Source organism: Actinomadura sp. KC216, from assembly GCF_004348535.1.
Taxonomy (GTDB): Bacteria; Actinomycetota; Actinomycetes; order Streptosporangiales; family Streptosporangiaceae; genus Spirillospora.
In genome coordinates, this window is sequence record NZ_SMJX01000272.1 from 1 (window position 1) to 11,061 (window position 11,061).

At 70.2% G+C, this 11,061-nt stretch carries 12 protein-coding genes; 5 read left to right on the top strand and 7 right to left on the bottom strand.

Annotated features, from left to right (window positions below):
* Together E1264_RS32870 and E1264_RS32875 are read right to left on the bottom strand one after the other, a co-directional pair.
* The coding region (locus E1264_RS32870) for an alpha/beta fold hydrolase (protein WP_132179734.1) at nucleotides 1-1,057 on the bottom strand (1,057 nt) is incomplete at its 3' end.
* Between the two features lie 65 nt (nucleotides 1,058-1,122).
* Entirely contained in the window at nucleotides 1,123-1,806 is a 684-nt protein-coding gene (locus E1264_RS32875) for a TetR/AcrR family transcriptional regulator (RefSeq protein WP_243711309.1), read from the bottom strand.
* Nucleotides 1,807-1,908: 102 nt separating this feature from the next.
* On the opposite strand from E1264_RS32875, the gene E1264_RS32880 reads away from it, so the two are divergent.
* The 3 genes from E1264_RS32880 to E1264_RS32890 all read left to right on the top strand — a co-directional run bounded on the left by E1264_RS32880 (nucleotide 1,909) and on the right by E1264_RS32890 (nucleotide 5,418).
* Nucleotides 1,909-3,507, top strand: coding sequence for an MDR family MFS transporter (locus E1264_RS32880; RefSeq protein ID WP_243711310.1), 1,599 nt, complete (start codon nucleotides 1,909-1,911; stop codon nucleotides 3,505-3,507).
* Between the two features lie 93 nt (nucleotides 3,508-3,600).
* A complete protein-coding gene (locus tag E1264_RS32885; RefSeq protein ID WP_132179736.1) occupies nucleotides 3,601-5,100 on the top strand; it encodes a PQQ-binding-like beta-propeller repeat protein in 1,500 nt (499 codons plus the stop codon).
* Nucleotides 5,101-5,145: 45 nt separating this feature from the next.
* Entirely contained in the window at nucleotides 5,146-5,418 is a 273-nt protein-coding gene (locus tag E1264_RS32890) for a hypothetical protein (RefSeq protein WP_132179738.1), read from the top strand.
* Nucleotides 5,419-5,488: 70 nt separating this feature from the next.
* Here the strand turns inward: E1264_RS32890 and E1264_RS32895 are convergent, their stop codons facing one another.
* The 3 genes from E1264_RS32895 to E1264_RS32905 are packed head-to-tail and all read right to left on the bottom strand — an operon-like array spanning nucleotide 5,489 to nucleotide 6,706.
* The gene (locus tag E1264_RS32895; protein ID WP_132179741.1) at nucleotides 5,489-5,683 is read right to left on the bottom strand and encodes a DUF397 domain-containing protein; all 195 of its coding nucleotides are present in this window, start codon (nucleotides 5,681-5,683) and stop codon (nucleotides 5,489-5,491) included.
* Nucleotides 5,684-5,696: 13 nt separating this feature from the next.
* Nucleotides 5,697-5,894, bottom strand: coding sequence for a DUF397 domain-containing protein (locus tag E1264_RS32900; RefSeq protein ID WP_132179743.1), 198 nt, complete (start codon nucleotides 5,892-5,894; stop codon nucleotides 5,697-5,699).
* Nucleotides 5,891-6,706 carry a helix-turn-helix transcriptional regulator gene (locus E1264_RS32905; protein WP_132179745.1) on the bottom strand — a complete coding sequence of 272 codons (816 nt, stop codon included), beginning with the start codon at nucleotides 6,704-6,706 and terminating at the stop codon, nucleotides 5,891-5,893. The genes E1264_RS32900 and E1264_RS32905 overlap by 4 nt, the downstream gene beginning before the upstream one ends.
* Nucleotides 6,707-6,807: 101 nt before the next feature.
* Here E1264_RS32905 and E1264_RS32910 point away from each other — a divergent pair, with 101 nt between their 5' ends.
* A complete protein-coding gene (locus tag E1264_RS32910) occupies nucleotides 6,808-7,314 on the top strand; it encodes an ATP-binding protein (protein ID WP_132179747.1) in 507 nt (168 codons plus the stop codon).
* A gap of 854 nt (nucleotides 7,315-8,168) precedes the next feature.
* Here the strand turns inward: E1264_RS32910 and E1264_RS32915 are convergent.
* Nucleotides 8,169-9,734 carry an MFS transporter gene (locus E1264_RS32915; RefSeq protein WP_132179749.1) on the bottom strand — a complete coding sequence of 522 codons (1,566 nt, stop codon included), beginning with the start codon at nucleotides 9,732-9,734 and terminating at the stop codon, nucleotides 8,169-8,171.
* A 199-nt stretch (nucleotides 9,735-9,933) separates the two neighbouring features.
* Between E1264_RS32915 and E1264_RS45640 the strand changes: the two genes are divergently transcribed.
* Nucleotides 9,934-10,134: a LysR family transcriptional regulator gene (locus tag E1264_RS45640; RefSeq protein WP_132179751.1), complete on the top strand. Its 201-nt coding sequence runs from the start codon at nucleotides 9,934-9,936 to the stop codon at nucleotides 10,132-10,134.
* A 40-nt stretch (nucleotides 10,135-10,174) separates the two neighbouring features.
* Here the strand turns inward: E1264_RS45640 and E1264_RS32925 are convergent, their stop codons facing one another.
* On the bottom strand, nucleotides 10,175-10,933 hold the full coding sequence (locus E1264_RS32925) for a hypothetical protein (protein ID WP_132179753.1): 759 nt from the start codon (nucleotides 10,931-10,933) through the stop codon (nucleotides 10,175-10,177).
* Nucleotides 10,934-11,061: the final 128 nt, after the last annotated feature.

The window sequence follows — 11,061 nt, forward strand, 5'->3', positions numbered from 1 at the left end:
GCGTCACCGTGAACCGGCCCCCCGTGAACGCCCCCACTCCCTTCAGCTGGGCGTCGAAGAAGTCGCGCACCAGACCCTCGATCCGCTCGGTTTCGGGGGCGCCGCCGTCATGGCCGCCCTGGAACCAGACCACCGACACGGGCGCGCCGTTGCGGGCGATGGCGCGGGCGTTGGCGTCGGCGTGGTCGAGCGGGAACAGCGAGTCGGACTGCCCCTGGACGAGCAGCGTCGGCACCCTGATCCGGTCCGCGACGGACGACGGGCTCGACCGCCGCAGCATCTCGATCGCCGTCGCCGTGGGACGGCCCGTCTCCGCGACCTCCTGGTACATCGCGCACACGGACGGCAGGAAGCGCCCGCACGCCGTCCGGCCCGCGCTGCCGGTGAAGAACAGGCCCGCCCACAGCTTCTTGAAGGCGCCGCTCGAAGGACCCGCCCCGGCGGCGGCGTCCGGGAACAAAGCGTCCGCGAGGCTGTGCCAGGTGATCATCGGCGCGATGGCGTCGACGCGCCGGTCGTACGCGGCGGTCATCAGCGCGATCGCGCCGCCGTACGATCCGCCCGCCATGCCGAGGCGCGGGTCGCCGGGCCCGTCGAGCCGGACGCCGGGCCGTCGCGCCAGCCAGTCGATGAGCTGCCGGGTGTCCTTGACCTCGTAGTCGGGGGAGTTGAGGGCGATCTCGCCGCCGGAGCGCCCGAACCCGCGCGCGGACCAGGTCAGCACGGCGTAACCGGCGCGGGCGAGCCGTCGCGCCTCGCCCGCCACGTCCCGCTTGCTGCCGCCGAACCCGTGGCCCAGCAGGATCGCGGGCACCTCGGCACGTCCGGCCGGACGGTAGAACGTGGTGTCGAGCGTGACGCGCTGATCGTCGCGCGGACCGTCGACCACGGCAATGCGCTGCTCAGAGGTCTGGAGCCGGGACGTGCGCCCCGTCGTGGCACCGACACCCCACGCGGCGCCTCCGCCCGCGAGCGCGATCGCCGTCCCGGCCGCGGCCCATCGGGCGGCACGCCCCGTCCTGCCCCACCACGCGCGGAACGCGCCCCCGACCCTCATGGTCAGCACCCTATGCGCGCAGGTCCCGCCCCTCCGCGTCCGACGTGCGGAGCCGGGCAAGCGCGTCAGCGGGTGGGCGTTATGGGGGCCAGGGCGGCGGTGAACATGGCGGTGAGGCGGTCGGTGAGCTCGGCCGGGTCGGCGGCGCGCAGGTCATTGAGGCCGAGGAGGCGCCGGACGGGGCCGCCGCCCATGATGATCGTGGACGCGAGGAGCGCGCGGGCCCGCGCGTCCGGGCCGTCCAGCTGCGCGACCAGCGGCTCGACGATCATGTCCTCCAGATGGTGGAGCAGGATCTCCTTGACCTCCGGCTGCCCGGCCGACCGGTCGAGCATCCGCGACATCGGGGTGCCGCCGCGCCGGTCGATCTGCCGGACGAAGTGCTCGGCGAGGCGGCGCGGCAGGCCCGCGGGCTCCCCGGCGATGACCTCGCGCAGCACCGACTCGCCGGCCAGGACCTCGCCGAACAGCGCCGCCTTGGACCCGAAGTACCGGTTGACCAGGGCCATGTTCGCCTCGGACCGTGCCGCGATCATGCGGACGGTGACGCCGTCGTAGCCGTGCTCGCCGAACAGGTCGCGGGCGGCGTCCAGGATGCGGCGCCGGGTCGCCTCCCGGTCGCGCTTCGGCCGCCGCGCCGCCGCGTCACCGGCGTCCGGCGCGCCACCGGCGCCCTCGCCGCCCCCGCCCGGCACCGCGCGTTCGGTCTCGCCCTTGAGCCGCATCACCACATCCTGTCGACCGGTCACCCCCGGCGTCCAGCATCCTTCGAGTTGCAAGTAAACAAGCGCCTACATAAGATACATGCAAAGCACAGGTAATTCATCGGCTACGCGGAGCATGGGGGCAGGGTGGCTCAAGCGGGCGTGGCGTCGCAGGGCGCGGAGGCGTCGGAGCAGGCGAGACCGCAGTACACGCGCCGGCAGATCCTGGAGATCCTCTCCGGCCTCATGCTGGCGATGCTGACCGCGATGATCTCCAACTCGGTCATCGCGACGGCGCTGCCGACGATCGTCGGCGACCTCGGCGGCCAGGACCAGCTGTCCTGGGTGGCGAGCGCGTCGCTGCTGACCATGACCGCCTCGACCCCGCTGTGGGGCAAGCTGTCGGACATCGCGGGCCGCAAGCTGATGTTCCAGACCGCGCTGATCCTGTTCGTCGTCGCCTCGGTCTGCGCCGGGCTGTCGCAGGGCATCGGCCAGCTCATCGCCGCCCGCGCGGGCCAGGGCCTCGGCGCGGGCGGGCTGTCCGCGCTGGCCCAGGTGATCCTCGGGGACGTGGTCGAGCCGCGGCAGCGCGGCCGCTACGCCGGGTTCATGGGCGCGGTGTTCGGCGTCGCGACCGTCGCCGGGCCGCTGGTCGGCGGGTTCATCGTGGACGCCGACGCGCTCGGCTGGCGCTGGTGCTTCTACGTGTGCGTCCCGCTCGCCGTGCTCGCGTTCCTCGTCATCCAGCGGGTGCTCAAGCTCCCGACCGCACGCCGCGACACCCGCATCGACGCCTTCGGCGCGTTCACGATCACCGGCGGCGCCGCGACGCTGATGCTCCTGCTCTCCATGGGCGGCAAGCAGTTCCCGTGGAACTCCGCCTGGACCTACGTCCTCCTGGGCGCCACCATCGCGCTGCTCGTGCTCGCGATCGTCGCCGAGCGCACCGCCCGCGACCCGATCCTGCCGCCCCGGCTGTTCCGCAACCGCACGTTCGTGCTGGCCTCCTTCGTCTCGATCTGCGTCGGCATGGCGATGTTCGGCGTGATGATCTACATGCCGCAGTACCTGCAGATCGCCAAGGGCATGAGCCCGACCGCCTCGGGGCTGATGACGCTGCCGCTGGTCATCGGGATGCTGATCACGTCCACCGGCTCCGGCCAGATCGTCACCCGGACCGGCCGCTACAAGCTCTTCCCGGTCGTTGGAACGTTCTGCGTCGTCATCGCGATGGTCCTGCTGTCGCGGCTGCACACCGACTCGCCGAAGGCGCTCATCGGCGCGGACCTCGCCGTCCTCGGCATCGGCATGGGCCTGACCCTGCAGATCCTGATCCTCGCCGCGCAGAACGCCGCGTCGACCGCCGACCTGGCCTCGACGACGTCCGGCATCTCGTTCTTCCGCAACCTCGGCGGCGCGATGGGCGTGGCCGCGTTCGGCGCGATCCTCAGCAACCGGGTGGCGGGCGAGATCGCGTCCGGGCTCCGGGCCGCCGGCATCCAGCGGGCGCCCGGCGACGGCCTCGGCTCGCCGGACGACATCCAGATGCTGCCCGCACCGGTCAGGAGCATCGTGCGGGACGCGTTCACGAGCTCCCTCGAAACCGTCTTCCTGGCCGGTATCCCGGTCGCGATCCTCGGTTTCCTCGCCGTCCTCGCCCTGAAGGAGCTCCCGCTGCGCGGCTCGAGCGGCCGGGCCGAGGCTGTCAAGGAGGCAACGGGGGCCGGGCTCGGCGCGCCCTGAGCCCGGGTGGCAGCTTGGCCGGATAAAACGTGATCTTCGCGGCCTCGTGCCATACTCCCGTCGCTGGTCAGGCGGGTGGGAGGGGCGACGGGGATGACGCGCGCGAAGAAGGACGGACGCACGTCCAAGATCAAGTGGATGGCCATAGGGCTGGCCGCGGCCGCGGTCTGCGGCCTGGCCCTATCCCTCCTGATCAGGGACTTCATCGTCCTCGGCACCGAGGCGGGCGGCTCCTGCGGCACCCGGCGCGGCCCGTGCCCCAACCACTGGGGCCTGATCTTCGTCCTCTCGTTCTTCCCGCTCCTGCTTCTGACCCCCCTGGCCTGCTACGCCCTCTACAAGGCGAGACCGGCGTGGATCGCGGGCCTGGTCGCGGCCGCGGTCTGCGTCTACCCCGGCTGGCTGCTCTTCGACGTCCTGCACGGCCCGACCCTGAATTACACCTGGTCAGCGCCGCACGACCGGGGCTCCGACACCGACACCGAGGGCGTCTGGACGTCCGGCGGCACCGTCATACGGGCCAAGTTCGACGGCCTGACCGCCTACGCGGCCAGAACCGGCCGACAGACCTGGACCTCGAAACTGCCCGCCCGCGACACCCTGTGCGCGATGAGCCGGACGTCCGAGAACAACGTCGGCCTGATCGCCCACGAGCCCGGCTCCGGCCAGTGCGGCTCGATCCAGGCGATCGACACCACCACGGGCAAGCCGCTCTGGAACCGGACGCTCCCGTCCGGCAAACCCGTCCTCGAAAAGGACGCCGACACCCTGATCATCTCGGGCACCACCGGGGCCTACCGCACGAGCGAGGCGATCGAGGGCTTCGGCCTCCGCGACGGCAAGACGCTCTGGCGGAAGGCCCGCACGTCCCCCTACTGCTCCATCGGTTGGCTGGCGGGCACGTCCAACCAGATCCTCATGGGCGAGCGCTGCACTCAAATAGACCCCGCCGCCCGGACGACCGGCTTCAGCCAACTAGTCCGCGCCTTCGACCCGTCCACAGGCCGCGACCTGTGGAAAACCGACCTTCAGGTAGTGGGCAACGCCACCGTAGACCTGGTCAACGCCACCCCGCCCGTGATCGCCGTCCGCGAGTCGGACGCCCGAGGCAAGAAGTCCCTCATGGCCCTGGACGCCCAAGGCCGCATCACCGCGACGATCCCCACCGACGACCCCGACGCTGAGATCGACACGTCCCCCCAGTCACCCTCGGCCGTCATCCAGACCCGCAAGATCGCCGCCTCCGGCACCACCCTCGTGGCGGTCACCCGCACCGACCAGGGCGAATACGCCCTCGCCGCCTACCGCCTCACCGACGGCCGTCGGCTCTGGACCACCGAGAGGAACCGCAAGTCGATCGAGGCCATCACCTTCGACGGCAAGGACGTGTTCACCCTCACCTCGCACCTCACCACACTGCAACTGCGATCCTTCGACCCGTCCACGGGCAAGGAACGCACATCCTCGGTCGTCCCGTCCCGCTGGAACGACTCCCGCGCCACCCTGCTTCCAACCCCGTCCGGCCTCCTGGTAGCCGGTTCCTCTGGCCGCAACCCCTACCACCCCCTAAAAATGCTGCCTCGCCCCTCATAGACGAACGGCCCGCCGAAGCGCGTCGAAGCCGGAAATCAACTGGCCTTGCGTCCCCGACAAACTTTGCGCTGGCAGATCAACCACCGCTTCACCACCGAACGCGGCTGGTACTACCGGCTCGACACCCTCAACGTCTCCTACGGCCACCGCACAGCCGAAGTCTTTCTGCACCCCCCCAACCCACCGAGCCGACGAGCGCTCACACCTCTGAAGCACTTACCGGCCCTGCCGCGCGACCTACGAGCGCTACACGACGATCCCGCCGCCGAACTGACTCCGGCAGAACGCCGGTACCTGGACCACTACGACGTCCCCTGAGCCCAAAGCGCAAGCAGACATACGAACGGCCCCGCCGGGGGGCGAGGCCGCTCCATAGAAGGTCGTTGGGTCAGAAGTCCAGCTCGCCCGCCTTCACAGCGGCGACGAGCCGGGCGAAGCTTTCGGCTGAGAGTGCAAGGTGCCCGACGTCAGGGGCCTTGCTGTCCCGCACACCGACCACTCCGGCGAACGAGGCCAGCTCAACGCATTCCTGACCTCCATCAGCGCCCGATCCGCTCCGGCTGGACTTGCGCCACTTGATCACTTCATGGCCTCCGTCATCTCAGCCTGTCCGCCTTCACGGCGGCGAGGAGTTGGGCGAAGCCTTCATGTGTCAGGTTGAGGTGTCCGGCTTCGGGGGACTTGCTGTCGCGGACGCCAACTACGCCAGCGAGAACGGCGAGTTCTACGCAGTCCTCGCCGCCGTGGCCGCCTGAACCGCTTCGGCTGGACTTTCGCCATACGGGGGGATTCACTTCATGGCCTCCATCAACTCGCGCAGGAGACTCCTAGTGGAATCTCGGGACAGGGCGTCATCGCCTATCCGGCCGTACTGTAGACGGTACTCCCTGACCCTCACCGGATCGGATACCAGGCGACCGCCCCCGACCGCCGAAGACCACGCGTACTCCGCTTGGCCTATCCGCAGGATGGTGAACGAGCCGTCCACGCCCGCGTGTGTCGCCTTGGATTTGGCTAGCGCACGGATAACGACCCCACGGTGCTGGCTCATGTCCAACAAGTGCGCCAGTTGGGCACGCATGACCTCCGGTCCCCCCACAGGGTCCTCCAGCACCGTCTGCCGCACGTACAGGCGTACCTCGTCGGGCGGTTCTGGGCGGTTGAAGATCTCTTGTCGAGCCATACGAGTCGCGACGGCGCCCTCGACGTCATCGACGATCTGAGCACCCGCGATCAGCGCTCGCGCATAGTCCTCGGTCTGGAAGAGAGCATGGATCGTGAGCGCGGAGTAGGCGCTGATGGTGTCGGAGCGCTCCTCGTACTGCGTGTACTGGTCGAACCAGTTGGGGTCATGACTGCTCTCGGCGAGCGTGCGAAGTCGGGTGAAATGCCCGCGAGTCTTCCAAACCCGGTCAAGAGTTTCGGCCCGGCGCTGAGGCAGCTTTGCGGTGCCCGATTCCCAGTTTGAAACCGTGGAATTATCCACATCGCAGATCCGGGCTACGTCCGCCTGGGACAGGTTGCGCTCCAAGCGCCAAACCCGCAGGTCAACGGCGAGCCAATGCCACACGTTGTGGTCAGGGTCAAGCCTGTCCAGCCGCGACATTCCATGATCCTTAATTTAGGGATCGGTGAACGAAACGGGAAAAGTCTAAACGCCGACGCCAGTCTGTGTCATGAGAAACGGATTCGCGAAAGGCCCATCCCATGGACGCCGTCACGCACAAAACGGACCAGACCCATCAATTTGCGGTGCGAGTTGCCGCATGTCGCGAAACGGTCTATTTGACCCGCGATCTTGTGCAGAGCAGCCTCATCACCTGGGGGCTCACCTCCTACCGAAGCGACGCGTGCCAGATCATGTCTGAACTGGCGTCCAACGCGGCTCGGTTCTGCTTGAGCGAGAAGATGCACGCGTGGGTCAGCCGCCTCGACGTCGGCATCGAGCTGTGCGTCTGGGACGACCACCCCGGCCGCCCGGTGCTGCAGTCGCCCGGACAATTCAGCCAGCACGGCAGGGGCCTGATTCTCGTTCAGGCATTCGCGACGGGCGGCTGCGGATGGGCCGAACTGCGCGGCGGAAAGATCGTCTGGGCCCGCATCGCCATCGACGAGCGGACCATACGCGCCGCCGCCCTGGCCGTGGGATGCCCCATACCCGGCGCTCTCCCGCACGTGGACCGGGCACCACAACGCATCACGATGCCCTCCTAGACAGGCCCTGGCCTCTGCGGTCGCACATCCCCCCGCACGTCCATCCCCCCAAGGACGTGCCCCGCCACCGCAGAGGCCGGGGCCGCCGTACGACCGAGGGCCGTCCGACAGCACATGCCGCGGTCTTCATTGGCGCAGCCAAAGCCGTTCGCCCTGTTCGTCGACCGTGATGCAGAAGTGCTCTCGAAGGCGGCCTCCCAGTCGCACGACGCCCACGCCCTCTCCGGGCTTCCGGCCTCGTACAGCAGAAGCGAGAACGTGCCGTCGTCGTTGTCCACGGGGAGCAGCGCCAAGCCGGGGCAGCGGACGGCGACCGGCCAGCGCCATTCCCGGGCCGGACCGCGTGATGGCGCGCGGATCCAGCCGGGTCCGGCTGGTGGTGGCTGCCCTCCGCCGAATTCGCGGCCACGGCTCCGCCGTCGCGTTGGGTGATGATCGATCCGTCGCTGTAGACCGCGCTCCACCACCGGGCGGGGTCGTCCTGGCGGCTGATGGGCCCGCTCGACTCGGCCCCCCGCGATCGGGGCTGAGCCACCCGATATCGGGGGCGAACTCGTGCCATGGGACGGCGAGCATGGCGTCCGCGACGCGGCCGTCATCGAGCAGACCCGCGGTCCGCAACGCCTCGATCATTGGCAGGTTGCCCGCACGCCCTGCCGCGCTGCCGTCCGTGCTCACTGCGGGCTCCCGATCAGCTCGTCGGCGATGGCGGCGGCACCGCTCCTGAAACAGTCTCTGCCCACACGTCGTACTGTCGGCGAACGAGACCGTTTGGCGGCAGGCGCCGAACACATCCAATAGGCGCGGAGGTGGCGATGACCGGTCCGCTTGGTCATCGCCACCCGTTGCTTGTGTCACGCGGTCTCGGTGGGGTGTTCCCCGCCGCTCAAGGTGAGGGCGCCTTCGGGGGGCGGTGGTTCCGGCGCTTGGGTGGCCGGATCGCCGGCGGGGCGAACCTGGCGCAGGGTGAGCACGGCGAGGACGGCGACGGCGGCGGTGAGGACGGCGCCGGCGGTGGCGGCGGTGGTGAGTCCGGTGGTGAACGCCTCCCGCGCGGTGGTCAGCAGCGCGCCGTCGGTGCCCGCGGCGACGGCTCCGGCGAGGGTGTCGCGGACGGCGGCGGGCGCGTCGGCGGGCATCTGGTCGCGGTAGGCGGCGGTGCCGAGGCTGCCCAGTCCGGCCACGCCCAGCGCCACGCCCAGCTCGGTGCTGGTCTCGCCGAGCGCCGAGGCGGCGCCCGCCTTCTCGGGCGGTGCGGAGCCCACGACGAGGTCGGTGCCCAGGGCGGTGGTGGGGCCGGTGCCGATGTACACCAGGACGAATCCGGCGACCAGCAGTGGCAGTCCGGCCTCGGCGTCCACCTGGGTCAGCAGCGCGTAGCCGAGCGTGGAGACCGCCAGGGCGGCGCCGATGACGTAGGCCGGGCGGACGCGGCGGGCGATGATCGGGGCCGCCAGGGACGCGATGATCAACGCGACTGCGGCGGGCAGCAGCCACAGTCCCGCCCGCAGCGGGGACAGGTCCTGCACCAGCTGCAGGTACTGGGTGATGAACAGGTAGGCGCCTCCGACCATTCCGGTGCTGACGAGCAGGCTCACCAGTGCCCCGGAGAAGGCCCGGTCGGCGAACAGGCTCACGTCCAGCAACGGGTCGGCCAGCCGCCGCTGCCGCCGGACGAACACCACGCCGGCCGCGATTCCGATGCCGATCGTGAGCATGGGTAGCAGGCCGGGGCCGTGCTTGGGCAGTTCTTTGATGCCGTAGGTGATGGCCAGCATCGTCACCAGCGACAGTGCCACGCTGGCCAGGTCGGGCCGTCCGGCCTTGGTGTCGCGGAACTCCGGCAGCAGGAACGGTCCGGCCGCCAGCAGCAGCACCATGACCGGGACGCCCAGCAGGAACACCGAGCCCCACCAGAAGTGGTCGAGGAGGGCGCCGCCGGCCACCGGACCGATCGCGATGCCCGCCGAGAACATCGTCGCCCATATCCCGATGGCCAGCCCGCGCTGCCGCGCGTCGCGGAACATGTTGCTGATGAGCGACAGCGTGGACGGCATCAGCGTCGCGCCCGCGATCCCCAGCAGCGTCCGCGCCGCGATCAGCGCCTCGGGAGAGGAGGCGTAGGCGGCGACCGCCGACGCGGCGCCGAAGGCGGCGGCGCCGCCCAGCAGCAGGCGGCGGCGGCCGATCCGGTCGCCCAGGGTTCCCATCGTCACCAGGAAGCCGGCGATCATGAAGCCGTAGATATCGATGATCCACAGTGTCTGGGTATTGCTGGGCCTCAGGTCGGCGCTCAGCTCAGGAACGGCCAGGTGCAATACGGTGATGTCCAGGGACAGCAGCAGAGTGGGGAGGGCCAGAACGGCCAGGCCCATCCACTCCTTGAGCCCGGCGCGGTGCCGGATGTCTGTAGCGGTCATGAGAGTGCAGAGCTCCTATATCGGTTGTTCGCACAACTGACGCCTTGGCGGAGGCCATTTCGAAAGCCTCTGTGAGGTTGCTGACAGGTCGACGCCCTGCCGTGGAGCGGCCCTTGAAACACCGCGGCGGCCGGTGTCGCCGCTCCCGCGCAGGGGTCACCTGACATCGCAGTGGCATGGGCCGATCAGGAAGTGCTCGATGTTCAGTCCGGCGTGGACGGCGACCTTCGCACCGGCAGGACGGCTTGAACGCCGCTTGGGCGTGACGCTGTTCGAACGCACCAGCCGCCGGGTCGCCCTGACGCCCGCCGGGCAGCGGCTCCAGGAAGGCCTGGCCCGGGGCCCTGGACGCAGGCGTATCGACCCGGGCCAGCACATACGAACGGCCCCGTCGGAGTGAGGCCGTTACGGGGCGGGCCTGTGTGGTGGACCGGGCTGGCTTACCTGCCCTTGAGTTGGGCTACCAGTTTGTTCGCGGCCGTCTTGTTCGGGGGGCCGGTCACCACGACGTTTCCGTCCGTGATCGCCATGTCCACTCGGGGGAGCGTGACCAGCTGGTTTCGGACGATGAACGCCAGGTCGCGTCCGACCGTGGCGCGGGTCAGGTCGGCGAACGCCTCGCGGTCGATCGGGCGCAGCGTGACCGCCACGTCGTACCCGCCCGGCCGCACCCGCGACTTCTGGACGCGCATGTCCGCGACCTTGTGGATCGCGATCCCCTGCGCCAGCCGGTAGCACGTCTGCCCCATGCCGGACTGCCCGGTGATGCCCTGCGTCCCCGGCGGGCACTGCCCGGGAGTCGCCTGCGTGACCGGATAGATGTGCAGGGGCGCGGCCAGCGTCACCGGACGCGTCCGCATCGAGGACGCGATCATGCCGCCGGTCACCGCGACCGCCGCGATCAGCAGCCCCAGCGTGAGCACCATGGTCAGCAGCGCCGACCGGTGCCGGCCCGCGGCCTTGGCGGGTGTCACCGGCTCCGGGAACGGACGGGGCGCCCGCCGCGCCGCCCGGCTCCGCTTCGCCTCAGCCGCCGCCCGCCGCCGCTCGGCCGCCCGCGCCCGCCGCCGCGCCGCCGGGTCCATGCCCGCGGTTCCCGCGCCAGCGGGCAACACGGCCGTCTTCGCGTCCTGGGGTGCGGGTGGCGTCGTCGCTGCCCCTGGCCCGCGCATCATGTCGGCCTCACGTGGCTTTTCCACGCCTTGCACCGTCCAGGGCCCGCGTGCGTTCTCCAGCCCCTGCGCTGGCGCTTCAGTGCCGCGCGGTTGTGCCGGTTCGGGGCTGCGCCGTGCTTCCGGGTGGGCTGTCTGGGGGCCGTGCCTTGGGG

What these genes read in the sequence shown, in the direction of transcription:
- E1264_RS32905 (WP_132179745.1), bottom strand. Translation starts at nt 6,706, where the DNA reads ATGTCGCGGCTGGACAGGCTTGACCCTGACCACAACGTGTGGCATTGG.
- E1264_RS32885 (WP_132179736.1), top strand. Translation starts at nt 3,601, where the DNA reads ATGACGCGCGCGAAGAAGGACGGACGCACGTCCAAGATCAAGTGGATG.
- E1264_RS45640 (WP_132179751.1), top strand. Translation starts at nt 9,934, where the DNA reads ATGTTCAGTCCGGCGTGGACGGCGACCTTCGCACCGGCAGGACGGCTT.
- E1264_RS32915 (WP_132179749.1), bottom strand. Translation starts at nt 9,734, where the DNA reads ATGACCGCTACAGACATCCGGCACCGCGCCGGGCTCAAGGAGTGGATG.
- E1264_RS32910 (WP_132179747.1), top strand. Translation starts at nt 6,808, where the DNA reads ATGGACGCCGTCACGCACAAAACGGACCAGACCCATCAATTTGCGGTG.